The organism is Promicromonospora sp. NPDC059942 (genome assembly GCF_042731755.1).
In the GTDB taxonomy this organism is placed as follows: domain Bacteria; phylum Actinomycetota; class Actinomycetes; order Actinomycetales; family Cellulomonadaceae; genus Promicromonospora.
In genome coordinates, this window is the sequence record NZ_JBHWLR010000002.1 from 329184 (window position 1) to 345260 (window position 16077).

Sequence of the window (16077 nt, forward strand, 5' to 3'; positions counted from 1 at the left end):
ATCACTTGCCCCACGATCCTCGGGGGGGGTGGGGTGAAACACAACGTTTTTTGCCACTTGGGGTTCGCATCGGGCGGTGATTGTTGTGTCCAACACCTGGTGGTGGCGGGAGGGGCACGAGCGGTGGGTCGCGGGTGATTGTCGGGACCCACCCGAAACGGAGGTGGTGGCGCGGTCGGCCACGCCGCCACACTGTCCGGATGACCGACTCGACCGCCGCCGGACCGGTCCCCGCCGGTGGGGCCGGGCTCGGGCCCCGGATCGGCGCGGGGCGCGAGGCGGAGGTGTTCGCCTGGGGCGGCGACGCCGTCGTGAAGCTCTACCGCTCCGGGTTCGACGGGCACCACGCCGAGGCGGCGGCCCTGGCCGGGCTGGCCGGGCACGACGTCGCGCCGGGCCTCGTCGACGTCCTGACCTGGGACGGCCGCCCCGGCCTGGTGCTGGAACGGGTCGCCGGCGCGGACATGCTGGAGGTGCTCCGGCGTCGGCCGTGGCGGGTGCGGGCGCTCGCCCGGGCCCTGGCCGAGACGCACCTCGCCGTCCACGCGGTGCCCGCGCCGGCCGACCTGCCCGACGTCCGCCAGGTGCTGGCCGCCCGCATCGAGGGCGCGACCCTGTCCCGGGAGCTGCGCGGGTTCGCGCTGCGCCTGCTCGACGGGCTGCCGTCCGGGGACCGCCTGTGCCACGGCGACTACCACCCCGGCAACGTCATGGTGTCCGGCGAACGGGTCAGCGTCATCGACTGGCCCAACGCCGCACGCGGCGTGCCCGAGGCGGACCACACCCGGGCGATCCTCCTGCTGCAGTGGGCCGACGCGTCGTCCGCCGCCCCGCGGGGCGTGACCGGGCTCGCGAACCGCGGGCTCGTCGCCGTCGGCCGGTCGATGCTCACCCGCGGGTACGCGCTGGCCTACGCCGACGGCTCGCCGCAGCCCCTGCGCGACCTGGAGTCATGGCTCGTGGTGCACGTCGCGGCGCGGCTGTCCGAGGGCGTCGTCGCCGAGCGCGCCCGGCTCGTCGACTGGCTCGTGCGGGCCCTGCACGCCTTCGAGGCCTGAGATTTCTTCGCTTTGAGGCGGCTCAGAGCGAAGAAACCCGGGCCTCGAAGGGGATCGGCACCCGGCCCGTTCACCAGGCCGGACACACCGCGCCCGGCGTAGCGTGGGTCTCGGAGGTGCGGTCATGAGCGACTCACGGACGGGCGCCGCGGGCGGCGGCGCGATCTACGGGCTCGGCGTCATCGGTGCCTGGGTCTACTTCTGGCAGCAGGCCGACGGTTTCTGGGAGTTCGTCTGGGCCATCGTCCAGGGCCTCTTCTGGCCGGCGTTCATGGTGTACGAGGCGTTCTCGGCCCTGGGCGGATAGCCCGGCGGTTCCCGACGGCACCGGCGGCACCGCCGGCCCGGCCGCTCGCGCCCTCGAGCTCCCGGCCCGCAGCCCGTGCTCCGGCGACCGCCGCGTCCCGCGCTCCGTTACCTGCCGCGTCCCGCGCTCCGTTACCTGCCGCGTCCCGCTCCGCCGCCGGCACCACGTGCCCCGTGCCGAACCCGCGCGCCAGCGCCCCGCGCAGCCGCTCGGTCCCGCGCAGTCGCCCCGCGCCGTCCGTACGGCCCGGCGCCGCCGGGACGGGGACGACGGTCAGCCGCGCCCGCTCGGCGTCGTCGACCGGCTGGTGGATCTCGGCGTACCCGCCGTTCGGCATCCGCACCACCCGCCCCGTCTCGTGCCCGTGCAGCGCGATCTCGCGGTCCTTGCGCTGCAGCCCGATGCAGACCCGCCGCGTGACCTCGAACGCCAGCGCCGGCCCGACGAACAGCAGCACCTGCAGCGTGGTGATCACCGACTCGAAGGTCACGTTGAACTCCGTCGAGACGATGTCGGCGCTCGCGGCGCCCCACAGGATGCCGTAGAAGAGCGCGCCCGCCACGCCGATGCCGGTGCGGACCGGGAAGTGGCGCGGCCGGTCCAGCACGTGGTGCTGCTCGCGGTCCTGGGTGACCCACGCCTCGACGTACGGGTAGACGACCAGCAGGCCGAAGTACACGGCGACGACGGCGAGCGGGACCAGCATGGCGAAGGTCCACGTCCAGCCGAACCACTCGGTCTCCCAGCCCGTCGGGACCAGGCGCAGCGCCCCGTCGAGGAACCCCATGTACCAGTCGGGCTGGCTCCCGGCGCCGACCTCGCTGACCGACGCCGGCCCGTAGGTCCAAACAGGGCTGATCGTCGCGGTCGCGCCGAGCAGCACGAGCACCGAGCCGGTGATGCCCATCATGCCGAAGGCGCGGAAGGCGGCGTCGGGCCACAGGCGCAGCCCGAGCGACGCGACCGGCTCCGGCCGGAACTGCTTGGCCTGCCCGTCCCGCAGGGTGAGCGCCGCCCGCGCGATCAGGACGACGACGAGCAGCCCCGGCGCGATCGCCACGTGCAGCGGGTACAGGTTCTCGATGATCTGGCCCGGGAACGGCCCGCCGAACATCAGCCCGGCGATCCAGGTCCCGAGGAACGGGATGCTCAGCACCACGCCCTCCACGATCCGCAGGCCCGTGCCCGAGAGCATGTCGTCGGGCAGGGCGTAACCGCTCCAGCCGGCGAGCAGCACCAGCACGAAGGCCGCCACCAGCAGCACCCAGCTCAGCTGCCGCGGCCGGCGGAACCCGCCGGTGAAGAACGTGACGAGCAGCTGCATGATGACCGACGCGGGCATGACGAGCGCCGCCCAGTGGTGCGTCTGGCGCAGCAGCAGGCCGCCCGTCTGCTCGAACGAGATGCGCATGGTCGAGGCGAACGCCTCGGTCACCGTCGCCCCCTGCAGCGGTCCGTACGGCCCGGTGTAGGTGACCAGCTCGTTCGACGGCGTGTAGGTGAACGCCAGCAGGATGCCGGTGATCGTCAGGACGACCAGGCACGTGAACGTCACCACGCCGAACAGGTTGGACCAGTGCAGCTGCACGCGCCGCTCGCCGAGCGCGGCGGCCCGGGCCCGCAGGCCCGCGGCCCGACGGCGGAGGTCAGCCCGCATCGCGCACCACGCTCAGCTCGGGGCGGACGGCGTCGGCGGCCGGCGCTGCGGGCGCGGTGGTCGCCGGTGCGGTGGCTGCGGGCGCGGTAACCGTCGGCGCTGCGCCTGCCGGTGCCGCGGCCGGTGCGGCGGCCGGTGCCGCTGACGGCGCGGCCGGGGCCGTCGGCTGCTGGCCCGAGCCCGCGAACGGGTCGCCGCCCGCGAGGAACGCCGCGCGGGGCGCCTGCACCGTCGAGAGCGGGATGATGTCGCGGCCGAACAGCACCGCGGACACCCACACGAGCAGCACGCGCACCTTGCGCTCCCAGGTCGGCACCGCCAGGACGTGGTAGCCGCGGTGCATGATCCAGGCCGGGAAGCCCTTGATGACCAGGCGCTTGTACTGGAAGATCCCGCGCCCGATGCCGAGGGTCGCGACCACGCCGAGGCTGTGGTGCAGGTACGGCCTGGGCTTTCGGCCGCGCAGGACGGCGACCAGGTTCTTCGCCAGCAGCTTGCCCTGCCGGACGGCGTGCTGGGCGTTCGGCACGGTGCGCGCGCCGGGGACGGTCGAGGCCAGGTCGGGCACCGCGGCGTTGTCGCCGGCGGCCCAGGCGTCGGCGACGAGCTCGTCGTCGGTGCCGACGCGGAGGTCCGCGCGGACGCGGACCAGGCCGCGTTCGTCGACCGGCAGGTCGGTGTTCTTCGCGACGACGGGGTTGCTGCCGTTGCCGGCGGCCCAGACGAGCAGGCCGTTGCCGTACGACTCGCCGGTGGAGAGCATGATCCGGCCGTCGGCCGCCGAGACGACCTGCGTGCCGAGGTGGATGCGCCCGCCGCGCTCCTGCAGGTGCTGCACGACCCAGCGGCCGGGCTCGTCCGTGACCTCGGGCAGGATGCGCTTGTTCGCGTCGACGAGGTGGAAGGCCAGGTCGTCGCGGCCGAGCTCCGGGTACGAGCGCAGCAGGGCCGTGGCCAGCGAGAGCAGCTCGCCGAAGACCTCGACGCCGGTGAACCCGCCGCCCACGACGGTGACCGTCAGCAGACGACGGCGCTCGATCCCCGGCGGGAGCAGGGCGGCGCGGTCGAACGCGGTCAGCAGCGCGTCGCGGATCGCGACGGCCTCCTCCACGTGCTTGAGGCCGATCGCCTCCTGCTCGATGCCGGGGACGGGGAACGTCCGGGTGACGGCGCCGGCGGTGACGACGATCGTGTCGTACGCGATCTCCCGCAGGGTGCCGTCGTTGGTGCGGACGGTCGCGGTGCGGTGCGCGTGGTCGATCTTGGTGGTGTGGCCGGCGATGATCGTGGTGTGGTGCAGGTGGCGCCGCAGCGACACCATGACGTGCCGCGCCTCGATCGAGCCGGCCGTGACCTCGGGCAGGAACGGCTGGTAGGTCATGTAGCCGTGCGGGTCGACGAGGGTCACCTCGGCCTCACCCCGGCGGAGCTTCTTCTCCAGGCCCCACGCTGCGTAGAAGCCCGCGTAGCCGCCGCCGACGATCAGAATCTTCTCCATGACACCCTCCTGGTGGTCTTACCAGTTCGACAACACAGCGGGCCCGGACGTGACGTGGTGCTGGTCACACCCCTCTAGCCACGGACAACCCGAACCTGGATCCGGGCCTCGGCCGCGCGCACGCTGATCGGGACCGGTCGGCCGACCGGTGGACAACCCGTCGTGAGGAAGACCCGTCGTGAGCAAGCCCGTCGTGAGCAAGCCCGCCGTGACCAAGCCCGCCGTGAAGAAGACCAGCAGCGTTGTCACCAGCAGCCCCGTCAAGCACCGGCCCCGGAGGTACACCGACGTCGTCGTGCCCGACCTCGTCGGCCGGCGCGCCCTCGTGACCGGGGCCAGCGACGGGATCGGGCTCGGGATCGCCGAACGGCTCGCGCGGGCCGGGGCCGAGCTCGTGCTGCCCGTGCGCAACCCGGCCAAGGGCGCGGCCGCCGTCGAGCGCCTTCGTGCGGCGGTGCCGGACGCCGTCGTCGGCACGCGCTCGCTCGACCTCGCCTCGCTGGAGTCCGTGGCCGCGCTGGCCGACGGCCTCCTGGCGGAGGGCCGCCCGATCGACCTGCTGGTCGCCAACGCCGGGGTGATGACGCCGCCCAGCCGGCACACGACCGCCGACGGCTTCGAGCTCCAGCTCGGGACCAACCACCTCGGGCACATGGCGCTCGTCGGGCGGCTGCTGCCGCTGCTGCGGGCAGGCGACGGTCGTACGGCCGGTGCGCGCGTGACCACGATGTCGAGCGCCGCGGCGCGGTTCGGCAAGATCGACTGGACCGACCTCAACAGCGAGCGCGACTACTCGCCCGTACGCGCCTACAACTTCTCCAAGCTCGCCCAGCTCATGTTCGCCCTGGAGCTGGACCGGCGCAGCCGGGCGCACGGCTGGGGCATCGTGAGCAACGCGGCCCACCCCGGCACCACCTACACCGGCCTCTACGCGGCCGGCCCGGCCCTGGGCACCGGCTCGGGCTCCGGCTCGGGCACCGGCTCGGGTGCCGGCGAGCCCCCGCGGATGGACACTGTCATGCGGCGGCTGCTCGCCCTCGGGGTGTTCGTGCAGCCGGTCGAGATGGGCATCCTGCCCGCGCTGCAGGCAGTCACCGACGTCACGGCCGGCGGCGGGACGTTCTACGGGCCCGACGGCGTTGGCCACTTCACGGGCAGCTCGGCACCGCAGCGCGTCTACGCCGCCGCGACCGACGAGACGGCCGCGAGCCGGCTCTGGGACGTCTCGGAGGACCTGACGGGTTTCCGGTTCCCGGGTGCGGGTTCCTGACCCGGCACGGGTTCCCGAGCGAAGTCCGCAGAAGCAGGGCCTGCACACGCAGAGCCCGCACGACGAGAGTGAGGCGACGGCGATGGACCGCCAGCAGCTGGCCGACTTCCTGAGGACGCGCCGCGAGGCGCTCCAGCCGGAGGACGTGGGCCTGCCGCGCGGTCCGCGCCGGCGCACCAGCGGGCTGCGGCGCGAGGAGGTGGCGGCGCTGAGCGGCGTCTCCGCCGACTACTACAGCCGCATCGAGCAGCAGCGCGGGCCGGTGCCGTCGGAGCAGGTGCTCGCGGCGATCGCGCACGGGATGCGCCTGAGCCTCCAGGAGCGGGACCGGCTGGTCGAGCTCGCGGGGCACGCCCTGCCGCGCCGGGTCCGGCGCGGTGACCACGTCAACGTGGGCATGATGCGGATCCTCGACGGCCTGACGGACGCGCCCGCCCAGGTCGAGAACGTGCTGGGCGAGACCCTGCGGCAGACCCGGCTCGCGGTGACGCTGCTGGGCGACGAGACGTCGTACACCGGGCCCGACCGGGTGCGGGCCTACCGGTGGTTCACCGACCCGCACGCGCGGGACCGGGTCCCCGAGGAGGACCACGACCACCACGGGCGCACGCTCACGGCGCGGCTCGCGGCCCTGCAGGCGCAGACCGGCCCGCGGTCACCGGCGGGCGAGCTCGCCGTCCTGCTGCGCGACCGCAGCCCGGAGTTCTCACGGCTGTGGGACGAGCACCCCGTCGTCGGCCCGTACTGCGAGCCCAAGCGCCTGAACCACCCCGAGGTGGGCCTCGTGGAGCTGCACGGGCAGACCCTGCTCGACCCGGACCAGAACCAGGCCCTGACGGTCTTCACCGCGGTGCCCGGCACGGAGAGCTACGAGCGGCTCCAGCTCCTGTCGGTCGTCGGCGCACTCTGAGGCCCGGCCGGGGGGAGCGCCGTCGGGTGGCGTGTGCGCAGGGCGGGGGTGCCGGGCGTGCTGAATTCTGATCGTCCTGGTACCGCGAAGTTCACCTGAGCCGGACTGTCCGGCTGAGCCAGAACGCCCGTGGCACAGGCGAACGAAGTAAGGCCCACCCGGCCACCCTTGTCCGGGCACACCTTCCTCCGGAGCGCGCTGACGACGCCGGCCGGGATGCGGGCGGGCTCCCGGCCGGCGTCATGTTCCAGCTCAGTGATCCGAGCTCAGCGATGAAGCTCAGTCCGAGGTGGCGCGGACCGCGGTGACGATCGTCTCGGCAACCGTGACCGGGTGCGACACGCTGATCGCGTGCGACGCCCCGGGCACCCCGGTCACCACGCGGGCGCCGGCGCGCTCGGCCATGAAGCGGATCAGCTCGGCCGGGATGTTGCGGTCGGCCTCGCCGTACACGACCCACGACGGGAGGGTGCGCCAGGCCGGCTCGGCCGCCGACAGGTCGTCGGTCAGCGCGGCCTCGGTCACGGGCCGCTGCGTGGCGGCCATGAGGGCGGTGAGGTCGGCGTCGACGTCGGCGGCGAACTGCTCGCCGAACACCTCCGGGCGGATCGCGAGCTCGTTGCCGCCGGTGGAGACCGGGTAGGCCTGGAGGGCCGCGCCGAGGGTGCTGCCGGGGAACTTGGCGGACAGGTTGAACGCGTTCTCCCCGGTGTCCGGCGTGAACGCCGCGACGTAGACGAGGCCCACGACCTTCGGGTTGCCCGCAGCCGCCTCCGTGATGATCATGCCGCCGTAGGAGTGGCCGGCCAGGACGACCGGCCCGGGGATGGACGCGACGACGTCGCGCACGTACTGGGCGTCACCCGCGACGGACCGCAGCGGGTTGGCGACGGCGACCACCGGGATCAGCTGCTGCTGCAGGTGCCCGACGACGGCGTTCCAGCTCGACGACTCGGCGAACGCCCCGTGGACGAGGACGACGGTGGGTGTGGTCATGACTGCTCTCCCTTGCTCGGTGCTGCCGTGTTGGGTACTGCTGTGTTGGGTACTGCTGTGTTCGTCGGGTCGGTCTTGAGTGCCTTGCGCAGCACGTGGACGGCCTGCTCCAGGGCGGCGGTCGTCGCGGCGGTGCCGCGCAGCGGGTTCAGCATCAGGAAGTCGTGGATCGTGCCGTTGTAGCGGACGGTCGTCGTCGGGACGCCGGCGGCGATCAGGTGGCGGGCGTACGCCTCGCCCTCGTCCCGCAGCACGTCGTTCTCGTCCACGACCAGGAACGCCTCGGGCAGCCCGGCGAGGTCCTCGGCGGTGGCCCGCAGCGGGGACGCGGTGATCTCGTCGCGCCGCTCCAGGTCGGGCAGGTAGGCGTCCCAGAACCACGCCATCGCCTTGGCCGTCAGGTGCGGGCCGTCGGCGAACTCGCGGTAGCTGCCGGTGTCCTGCCCGGCGTCGGTCACCGGGTAGTACATCGACTGGTGCACGAAGGTCACGTCCCCGCGCTGCTTGGCCAGGATCGCCAGGGCGGCGGTCATGTTCCCGCCCACCGAGTCGCCGACGACGGCCAGCCGCGTGGCGTCGAGCCCCTCGGCGGCGCCGTGCCGGGTGATCCACTGCGCCGTGGCGTAGGCCTGCTCGATCGCCACGGGGTACTGCGCCTCCGGCGACCGGGTGTACTCCACGAAGACCACGGCGGCGCCGACGCCTACGGCCAGCTCGCGCACGAGCCGGTCGTGGGTGCCCGCGTTGCCGAGGATCCATCCACCGCCGTGCACATAGAGGATGGTCGGCAGCGGGGTGGGCAGCAGGTCCGGCAGCAGCTCCGGCCGGCTCGCACCGGACGGGTCGGTGCCGAGCGGCCTGACGATCCGCACCCGCACGTCGCCGACGTCGGCCGGGACGGTGATCCACTTCTCGTCGACGTCCGGCTTCTCGATCGGCGCCGCCTGGACGTCGTCCAGGAGCTTGCGGGCTCCCTCGACGCCCAGCTCGTGCAGCCGCGGGGGCTTCGCGGTCGCCTCGGCGAATGCCTGGGCCGCCGGTTCGAGCACGTGCTCGCTCATGTTTTCTCCTTGCTCGCTCTGTTACTTGCTCCGTCGTGCCTGGTACCGAGCCTGTGGATGCATCTCGATGGTCTGCCGGGCCGGGTGGCGGCTCGCGCAGCGCAGGACAGGAGATCCGGGCCGTGCTTTTATCGGCCTCACACGTACGACCGGTCGGGGGCGCCGGCTGTGACGGCCGTTCGTCCCCGAGGTGATTCCATGACAGCAGGCGCCCCCGAGGCAGGCAGTTCAGAGCCAGGCAGTTCAGAGCCGGGCGATCCAGCGCCGGGCGATCCAGAGCAGGGCCTTCCAGAGCCGGACCTTGCAGAGCAGGATCTCGACGGCGCGGCCGCCGTCTTCACGGAGGTCCGCCCGCAGCTCTTCGGGATCGTGTACCGGATGCTCGGCTCGGTCGTCGAGGCGGAGGACGTGCTGCAGGAGACCTGGATCCGCTGGCACACCACGGACCGGGCCGTCGTCCGCAACCCGCACGCGTTCCTGACGACGACCACCACGCGGCTCGCCATCAACGTGCTGCAGAGCGCGCACACACGCCGCGAGACGTACATCGGCCCGTGGCTGCCCGAGCCGGTGGACACGAGCCACGATCCGGCGCTCGGCGCGGAGCGGGGAGAGGCCCTGGACGTCGCGGTCCTGGTCCTCCTGGAACGCCTCACGCCGACCGAGCGCGCCGCGTACGTGCTGCGCGAGGCGTTCGACTACGCGTACGCCGACATCGCCGACATCGTCCAGCTCTCGCAGGCGGCCGCGCGCCAGCTCGTGAGCCGGGCGCGCAAGCACATCACGTCCGGGCGGCGCGGCACCGTCCTCGCGAGCCGGCGCCGGGCCCTGCTGGAGGCGTTCGTCGCGGCGGCCCGGGCCGGCGACCTCACGGGGCTGGAGCGGCTGTTCGCCGAGGACGTCGTCAGCCGGGCCGACAGCGGCGGCGTCGTCCGGCCCGCGGCGCGCGTCCCCGTCGTCGGACGCCGGAAGGTCGCCCGGCTCCTGGAGGCCTACGCCGAGACCTTCTGGGCCGGCGTCACCACGGGACCGCTGGAGGTCAACGGGCACTCGGCCATGGGCCTGGAGCGAGGCGGTGAGCTGTTCTGCGTGCTCACGCTCACCGCCTCGGACCAGGGCGTGCACGAGGTGCTGTGGCAGATGAACCCCGGCAAGCTGGGGCCGGTCAGGCTCGGCCGGCCGGGGAGCCGGCCCGCCGGAGCGCCCGCGAGCCGGCCCGGGACTAGGCCGCCGGGTTGAACGGGATGCCGGCCGGCTTCATGCGCTCCAGCCAGTACGTGAAGTCGCCGTCGTCGATCTTGATGCTCGCGCCGCCGAAGTCGGCGGTCATGAGGCGGTCGCGCAGCGACGTGCTGGGCCAGCCGTTCCAGCCGACGATCGGCGGGTAGCGCCAGGTGCCGTAGTGGTTCTCGGGCGGGTCGTCGTTGCCGTTGGCCAGGCGGAACAGGTGCGTGCTCGGCCCGTCCTTGTGGTAGACGATCTTGGGGTGCGAACCCTCGAACCGGACCTGTGAGCGGGGGTACGTCGCCGAGCCGCTGTGCTCGGTGATCGAGACGTGCTCCACCTGGTTGGTCGCCTGGTCGACCCACACCACGACGTGCTCCCAGTCGTGCCGGTGGCTGCCGACAGCCACGGGGCCGTCCATGGTCTGGTCCTTCTCGAAGTAGCTCGCGTACATGACGGCGCACCAGCCGTTGTTGCACTTGTCGCGCGCGTAGGTCTGCGACGCGTCCAGGTCCCACTGGTCGCGGCAGCTCCCGTTGACGGCGCCGCCGATCGCGAGGCCGGTCGCCAGCGTCCCGTCCGGGCCGATCGCGGACGTCGCGTAGCAGCCGTCGGTGTCGTAGTCGTAGGCGGGGGAGAAGGACTGCTCGTACCCGCCGGCGTTCTGCGGGAGGTTCGGCGGCGGGTCGGCCTGCGCGGCCGTGGCCGGGGCGACGAGCGCGAGCAGTGTGACGGCGGCGGCCGCGACGATGCGGGCCGGTGCGTGAGGTGTCGGTCGACGGTCCGTGCGTTCCATGACGGGCCTCTCGTGAGTCTGCACTGTGGGTCCTGCACTGTGGGTCCTGCACTGTGGGTCCTGCGGCGCAGGTTCTGCGCCGCGCGTGGGAACGGGTGAAAAGCCGGGCAGACGGATGGTATTGCCGCTGGGTACGCCGGGCAATGAGGGTGATCGCTTACGCGGGTGGACGCCGTTGACCGCGCACCGCCGGGGTCGCTATGTTCTTTATGGGCACAATCGTTCGGATAGCGAACACCGGGTGCTTCGAACACCGGGTACACCGAACGCCGGGTACACCGAGCACCTGCGCGAGCACCACGCACAGCACCACGTACAGCACCACGTTCAAGGGAGAACCTCAGTGCGACGTACTTTTTCTGCTGCCGCCCCCGTTCTTGTCGCCGCGACGGCGGTCCTGCTCCTGGCCGCGTGCGGGGGCACGTCCGGGGCCGGGTCCGGTGCCGGCGGCTCCGGGGACGGCGGGTCGGGGTCCGGGTCGGACGGCGGGCTCACGCCGGTCACGGTCGGCGTCATCCCGATCGTCGACGTCGCACCGATCTACCTCGGCGTGCAGGAGGGCTTCTTCGAGGACGAGGGCCTCGACGTCACGCTCGAGCTCGCGCAGGGCGGCGCCGCGATCGTGCCCGCCGTGGTGGCCGGCGAGTACCAGTTCGGGTTCAGCAACGTGACGTCGTTGCTGGTCGCGTCGTCGCAGGGGCTGCCGCTCAAGGCCGTGGCGCCCGGCAACTCCACGACGGGCGTGGCGGGCGAGGACTTCAGCGCCGTCGTCGTCCCGGAGGACTCCGACGTCCAGGACGCCGCCGACCTGGCCGGCCGGACCGTCGCCGTCAACACGCTGAACAACATCGGCGACACCACGATCCGCAAGGTGGTCGCCGACGCCGGCGGCGACCCGGCCGCGGTGGAGTTCGTCGAGATGGCGTTCCCCGACATGCCCGCCGCCGTCGCCGGTGGTCAGGTCGACGCCGCGTGGATCGTCGAGCCGCACCTGACCAGGGCGCTGCAGGACGGCGCGCGGGTCGTCGCGTCCAACTTCGCGGAGACCGACCCCGACCTGCTGATCGCGGCCTACTTCACGTCCGACCAGCAGATCGCCGCCGACCCGGAGACCGTCAAGGCCTTCACCGCCGCCATGGAGGAGTCCCTGACCTACGCCGAGGAGCACCCGGACGAGACGCGCGCGGTCCTGGACACCTACACCGAGATCGACCCGGCCGTGAAGGAGGCCATGGTCATGCCGCGGTTCGCGCCGGGGCTGGAGGCGTCGTCGTTCCAGGTGCTGGCCGACCTCGGCCTGGAGCAGGGCCTGTTCGACGAGGCCGTCGACGTGGGCGCGCTGCTGCCGTGAGCCGTGCCGTCACTCGGGCTGCCGCCACTCGGGCTGCCGGTCGAACCGCGAGTCGGACCGCGAGTCGGAGCGCGGGCGTGCCCGCCTGGGCGCTCGGCGCGGGCGGGGTCGCGACGCTGCTCCTGGTCGTCGAGCTCGTGCCGCGGCTCGGGCTCGTGGACGCGCGCTACCTGCCCCCGACGTCGCAGATCCTGGCTGCGCTCGCGGAACGCCTGGGGCGGGGCGAGTTCTGGACGGCGCTGGGGCAGACGCTGACCACGTGGTTCACGGGGCTGGCGATCTCGCTCGTGGCCGGCGTCGTGCTGGGCGTGGTCATCGGGTCCGTCCCGCTGCTGCGTGCCGTGACGGCGTCGACGATCGAGTTCCTGCGGCCCGTGCCCTCGGTCGCGCTCATCCCCGTGGCCATCCTGCTGTACGGCACGGGGATGGCCTCCACCCTGCTGCTCGTCGTCTACGCGAGCTTCTGGCAGGTCCTGGTGCAGGTGCTCGCGGGCGTGCAGGACGTCGACCCGGTCGCCTCGGACACGGCGCGCTCCTACCGGTTCTCGCCGCTGACCCGCGTCCGCACCGTGGTGTGGCCGACGACGCTGCCGTACGCGATGACGGGCCTGCGCCTGGCTGCGAGCGTGGCGCTGATCCTGACCGTGACGGGCGAGCTGCTGATCGGCACGCCCGGGATCGGCAAGCTGCTCGGGGTGGCGCAGTCCTCGGGGGCGGTCGCGTCGATGTACGCCTATGTGGTCGTCGCCGGCCTGCTCGGCGTCGCGGTGAACGTCGTGGCCCGCGCGCTGGAGCGCCGGACCCTGTTCTGGCACCCCTCGGTCCGCGGGGAGAGTGCGGCATGACGGGCGCTCGGTCGGAGACAACGGCGGGCACTGAGTCGGAGACCACGACGGGCGCTCGGTCGGAGACGACGGCGGGCACTCGTTCCGAAACCACGACCGGCACGTCGCGACCTCGCCGGTCGCGAGGGCCGGCGAGATCCGGGGACGAGGGTGCTGTGCGCCGGGGATCCGGGCTCGCGCGGGCCCTGCGGTCCGTGCTGCTCGTCGTCGGCCTGCCCGTCGTGCTGCTCGTCGCGTGGTGGTTCCTGACCGCCCGCAGCACCGTGTACTTCAACCCGCCCCTGCGCACGATCGTCGGCACGTTCGGCGAGACGTGGTTCGAGGCCCCGCCCGGCGAGGGCTTCGGCGGCAGCCGGCTCGCGACCGACGTGGTGCCGAGCGTGCTGCGGCTGCTCGCCGGGTACTCGGCGGCGCTCGTCGTCGGCGTCGGCCTCGGGGTGGCGATCGGGTCCTCGCGCGCCCTGCGCGCGTACTCCGAGCCTGTGCTGGAGTTCTTCCGCGCGATCCCGCCGCCCGTGCTGGTGCCGGTCCTGATGCTGTTCCTCGGCATCGGCACCCCGATGAAGATCGTCGTGATCGCGACGGGCTGCCTGTGGCCGATCCTGCTCAACACCGTCGAGGGCGTGCGCGGCCTGGACCCGGTGCTGCGCGACACGGCCCGGGCCTACCGGCTGGGCCGCGTGGCGACGGTGCGGCACCTCGTGCTGCGCGGCGCCGGCCCGCAGATCGTGACCGGCGCCCGGCAGGCGCTGTCGATCGGGATCATCCTGATGGTGATCAGCGAGATGTTCGCGGCCAAGGACGGACTGGGTTTCTCGATCGTGCAGTTCCAGCGCAGCTTCGCGATCCCGGAGATGTGGAGCGGGGTCATCCTGCTCGGCGTCGTCGGGGTGCTGCTGTCCCTCGTCTTCCGGGCCGTGACGAACACGGTCCTCGGCTGGTATCTCGGGTACCGGCGGTCACAGAACGGAGGTGCCTGAGATGAGCAGCTCGGCTGACGGAGCCGGCCCGGTCGAGAGGGCTGTACAGGTTGATAGGACCGGCCTGGTCGAGACGACCGTGCAGGATGAGAAGACCGTGCAGGATGAGAAGAGCGCGCAGGCCGACAGGTCAGGGCCCGCGGGCGGGGCGCGCCTCGCCGTGCGCGGCCTGCGCAAGGTGTACGACGGCGGCGCGGCGCCCGTCGAGGCGATCACCGACCTCACGTTCGAGGTACGCCCGGGCGAGCTGGTGTGCGTCGTCGGACCCTCGGGGGCCGGCAAGACGACGCTGCTGCGCTGCGTCGCGGGCCTCCTGCCGCCGACGTCGGGCGAGGTGGTGCTGGGGGAGACGGCGATCACCGAGCCGCCGCGGGGGATGGCGGTGGTGCTCCAGGAGTACGGCCGCTCGCTGTTCCCGTGGATGACGGTCGCCCAGAACGTGGAGCTGCCGCTGCGCGAGAAGGGCGTCGCGAAGGCCCGGCGGGCCCAGCTCGTCCGCGAGACCCTCGCGGCGGTCGGCCTGGACGACGTGACCGGTGCCTACCCCTGGCAGCTCTCCGGCGGCATGCAGCAGCGGGTGGCGATCGCGCGCGCCGTCGCCTACGAACCGCAGGTGCTGCTCATGGACGAGCCGTTCGCCGCCGTCGACGCGCAGACCCGGTTCGAGCTGGAGGACCTGGTCCGCGAGCTGTGGCGGCGGCTGGACATCACCGTCGTCTTCGTGACCCACGACATCGACGAGGCCATCTACCTGGGCGAGCGGGTGCTCGTGCTCTCGGCCCGGCCCACGGTCGTCCTGGAGGACGTCGCGGTCGGCCTCGGCCCCGACCGCGACCAGCTCGAGACGCGCTCCGCGCCCGAGTTCGCCCGCCTGCGCACGCACGTGTACGAGCTGGTGCAGCAGGCCAAGCAGGGCGTGCGCAGCCTCGCGGAGGCGCGGCTCAACCATGCGGTCGGGGGCACGGTCGGGGGCGCTGTCATTGGCTCGGTCGGGGGAGCGGCGGGGGGACCGGATGCCTGATCCATCGGGGCCCGGTCAGCATGGTTCTGATCGGCCTGAGCCTGGTTTGCCTGAGCCTGGCGTGCCTGGGCCCGGGCCCGGTCCGGACGGCGCGGGTCGGGACGGCGCTGGCCGGGACGGCGGCGCGAGCGATGTCGCGGGCGTCGCCGGGACCGACGCCGAGGCAGAACCCGAGACTGGACCCGAGACGGAACCCGAGACGGAACCCGGGACCGAACCCGGCCGCTCGCCCGAGTTCGTGCAGTCGCTCGAACGCGGCCTCGCGGTGATCCGGGCGTTCGACGGCGACCGGCGGTCCCTCACCCTGAGCGACGTCGCGCGCGAGACGGGGCTCAGCCGCGCGTCGGCGCGCAGGTTCCTGCACACGCTCGTCGAGCTCGGATACGTGGCGACGGACGGCCGCGCGTTCACGCTGCGGCCCGCCCTGCTCGAGCTCGGTTACGCCTACCTGTCGAGCCTCACCCTGCCGGACATCGCGACCCCGCACCTCGAGAAGCTGTCCGAACGCGTGAGCGAGTCCTCTTCGGTGGCGGTGCTCGACGGCGCGGACATCGTCTACGTCGCGCGCGTCGCCACGCGCCGCATCATGAGCGCGACGATCCGGGTGGGCACGCGGTTCCCGGCCTACGCGACGTCGATGGGCCGGGCGATCCTGGCCCACGCCGAGCCCGCCGTGCTCGACGCCTACCTCGCGCGGGCCGCGCCGTCGGGCACCCTCGCGGCGCTGACCCCGCGCACGATCACCGACCCCGAGGATATCCGGGCCGCGCTCGCCGAGGTGCGCGGGCAGGGCTGGGCGCTCGTGGACCAGGAGCTGGAGGACGGCCTGCGGTCCGTCGCCGCGCCGCTGCGCGACGGGACGGGCCGGGTGGTGGCAGCCGTGAACGTGTCGGCGCCGGTGCGGCGCGGCGAGATCGCGGAGATCCTGCGGCACGTGCTGCCCCCGCTGCTGAAGGCGGCCGCCGCGATCGAGGCCGACCTGGCGCGGATGCGGTAGGGCGGGCACGTCGAACCTCTGAACTGCTGAATTTCTGAAAAGCCGGGTCTGTGAACTGCCGAATCTCTGAACTTCTGAACCCTTGAACTGTCGAACCTCGGGAGGA

The 16077-nt window shown here is 73.0% G+C and carries 15 protein-coding genes; 10 read left to right on the top strand and 5 right to left on the bottom strand.

What is annotated here, in order from left to right; genetic code table 11:
• The first annotated feature begins 200 nt into the window (after positions 1-200).
• Positions 201-1058 (top strand): phosphotransferase, encoded by an 858-nt coding sequence (locus ACFV9Q_RS04000; protein WP_377233261.1) that lies wholly within the window; start codon positions 201-203, stop codon positions 1056-1058.
• A 124-nt stretch (positions 1059-1182) separates the two neighbouring features.
• Positions 1183-1365, top strand: a complete 183-nt coding sequence (locus ACFV9Q_RS04005; RefSeq protein ID WP_377233262.1) for a hypothetical protein — start codon at positions 1183-1185, stop codon at positions 1363-1365.
• On the opposite strand, the gene ACFV9Q_RS04010 is transcribed toward ACFV9Q_RS04005, so the two are convergent.
• Positions 1328-3022: a cytochrome bc complex cytochrome b subunit gene (locus tag ACFV9Q_RS04010; RefSeq protein WP_377233263.1), complete on the bottom strand. Its 1695-nt coding sequence runs from the start codon at positions 3020-3022 to the stop codon at positions 1328-1330. The genes ACFV9Q_RS04005 and ACFV9Q_RS04010 overlap by 38 nt on opposite strands.
• Positions 3012-4520, bottom strand: a complete 1509-nt coding sequence (locus ACFV9Q_RS04015; RefSeq protein WP_377233264.1) for an NAD(P)/FAD-dependent oxidoreductase — start codon at positions 4518-4520, stop codon at positions 3012-3014. Before ACFV9Q_RS04015 ends, ACFV9Q_RS04010 begins: the two co-directional genes overlap by 11 nt.
• Before the next feature lie 178 nt (positions 4521-4698).
• Here ACFV9Q_RS04015 and ACFV9Q_RS04020 point away from each other — a divergent pair, with 178 nt between their 5' ends.
• Complete coding sequence (locus tag ACFV9Q_RS04020; protein WP_377233265.1) at positions 4699-5790, top strand: SDR family oxidoreductase; 1092 nt, start codon at positions 4699-4701, stop codon at positions 5788-5790.
• 82 nt (positions 5791-5872) lie between these two features.
• Complete coding sequence (locus ACFV9Q_RS04025; RefSeq protein WP_377233266.1) at positions 5873-6700, top strand: helix-turn-helix transcriptional regulator; 828 nt, start codon at positions 5873-5875, stop codon at positions 6698-6700.
• A 279-nt stretch (positions 6701-6979) separates the two neighbouring features.
• On the opposite strand, the gene ACFV9Q_RS04030 is transcribed toward ACFV9Q_RS04025, so the two are convergent.
• Entirely contained in the window at positions 6980-7696 is a 717-nt protein-coding gene (locus ACFV9Q_RS04030; protein WP_377233267.1) for an alpha/beta fold hydrolase, read from the bottom strand.
• Positions 7693-8757, bottom strand: coding sequence for an alpha/beta hydrolase (locus tag ACFV9Q_RS04035; RefSeq protein WP_377233268.1), 1065 nt, complete (start codon positions 8755-8757; stop codon positions 7693-7695). The genes ACFV9Q_RS04030 and ACFV9Q_RS04035 overlap by 4 nt, the downstream gene beginning before the upstream one ends.
• Before the next feature lie 198 nt (positions 8758-8955).
• Here ACFV9Q_RS04035 and ACFV9Q_RS04040 point away from each other — a divergent pair, with 198 nt between their 5' ends.
• Positions 8956-9996 carry an RNA polymerase sigma-70 factor gene (locus ACFV9Q_RS04040; RefSeq protein WP_377233269.1) on the top strand — a complete coding sequence of 347 codons (1041 nt, stop codon included), beginning with the start codon at positions 8956-8958 and terminating at the stop codon, positions 9994-9996.
• On the opposite strand, the gene ACFV9Q_RS04045 is transcribed toward ACFV9Q_RS04040, so the two are convergent.
• On the bottom strand, positions 9980-10777 hold the full coding sequence (locus ACFV9Q_RS04045) for an NPP1 family protein (RefSeq protein ID WP_377233270.1): 798 nt from the start codon (positions 10775-10777) through the stop codon (positions 9980-9982). The two genes, ACFV9Q_RS04040 and ACFV9Q_RS04045, sit on opposite strands and share 17 nt — an antisense overlap.
• 343 nt (positions 10778-11120) lie before the next feature.
• On the opposite strand from ACFV9Q_RS04045, the gene ACFV9Q_RS04050 reads away from it, so the two are divergent.
• The 5 genes from ACFV9Q_RS04050 (at position 11121) to ACFV9Q_RS04070 (ending at position 15971) form a co-directional block, all read left to right on the top strand.
• Complete coding sequence (locus ACFV9Q_RS04050; protein WP_377233271.1) at positions 11121-12128, top strand: ABC transporter substrate-binding protein; 1008 nt, start codon at positions 11121-11123, stop codon at positions 12126-12128.
• A gap of 77 nt (positions 12129-12205) precedes the next feature.
• Positions 12206-12973 (top strand): ABC transporter permease, encoded by a 768-nt coding sequence (locus ACFV9Q_RS04055; RefSeq protein ID WP_377233272.1) that lies wholly within the window; start codon positions 12206-12208, stop codon positions 12971-12973.
• Positions 12974-13128: 155 nt separating this feature from the next.
• Positions 13129-13953, top strand: a complete 825-nt coding sequence (locus ACFV9Q_RS04060; RefSeq protein WP_377233273.1) for an ABC transporter permease — start codon at positions 13129-13131, stop codon at positions 13951-13953.
• A gap of 1 nt (position 13954) precedes the next feature.
• Positions 13955-14974 (top strand): ABC transporter ATP-binding protein, encoded by a 1020-nt coding sequence (locus ACFV9Q_RS04065; protein ID WP_377233274.1) that lies wholly within the window; start codon positions 13955-13957, stop codon positions 14972-14974.
• Between the two features lie 238 nt (positions 14975-15212).
• Positions 15213-15971 carry an IclR family transcriptional regulator C-terminal domain-containing protein gene (locus ACFV9Q_RS04070; RefSeq protein WP_377233448.1) on the top strand — a complete coding sequence of 253 codons (759 nt, stop codon included), beginning with the start codon at positions 15213-15215 and terminating at the stop codon, positions 15969-15971.
• Positions 15972-16077 lie beyond the last annotated feature (106 nt).

What these genes read in the sequence shown, in the direction of transcription:
- ACFV9Q_RS04000 (WP_377233261.1), top strand. Translation starts at nt 201, where the DNA reads ATGACCGACTCGACCGCCGCCGGACCGGTCCCCGCCGGTGGGGCCGGG.
- ACFV9Q_RS04005 (WP_377233262.1), top strand. Translation starts at nt 1,183, where the DNA reads ATGAGCGACTCACGGACGGGCGCCGCGGGCGGCGGCGCGATCTACGGG.
- ACFV9Q_RS04010 (WP_377233263.1), bottom strand. Translation starts at nt 3,022, where the DNA reads ATGCGGGCTGACCTCCGCCGTCGGGCCGCGGGCCTGCGGGCCCGGGCC.
- ACFV9Q_RS04015 (WP_377233264.1), bottom strand. Translation starts at nt 4,520, where the DNA reads ATGGAGAAGATTCTGATCGTCGGCGGCGGCTACGCGGGCTTCTACGCA.
- ACFV9Q_RS04025 (WP_377233266.1), top strand. Translation starts at nt 5,873, where the DNA reads ATGGACCGCCAGCAGCTGGCCGACTTCCTGAGGACGCGCCGCGAGGCG.
- ACFV9Q_RS04030 (WP_377233267.1), bottom strand. Translation starts at nt 7,696, where the DNA reads ATGACCACACCCACCGTCGTCCTCGTCCACGGGGCGTTCGCCGAGTCG.
- ACFV9Q_RS04035 (WP_377233268.1), bottom strand. Translation starts at nt 8,757, where the DNA reads ATGAGCGAGCACGTGCTCGAACCGGCGGCCCAGGCATTCGCCGAGGCG.
- ACFV9Q_RS04040 (WP_377233269.1), top strand. Translation starts at nt 8,956, where the DNA reads ATGACAGCAGGCGCCCCCGAGGCAGGCAGTTCAGAGCCAGGCAGTTCA.
- ACFV9Q_RS04045 (WP_377233270.1), bottom strand. Translation starts at nt 10,777, where the DNA reads ATGGAACGCACGGACCGTCGACCGACACCTCACGCACCGGCCCGCATC.
- ACFV9Q_RS04065 (WP_377233274.1), top strand. Translation starts at nt 13,955, where the DNA reads ATGAGCAGCTCGGCTGACGGAGCCGGCCCGGTCGAGAGGGCTGTACAG.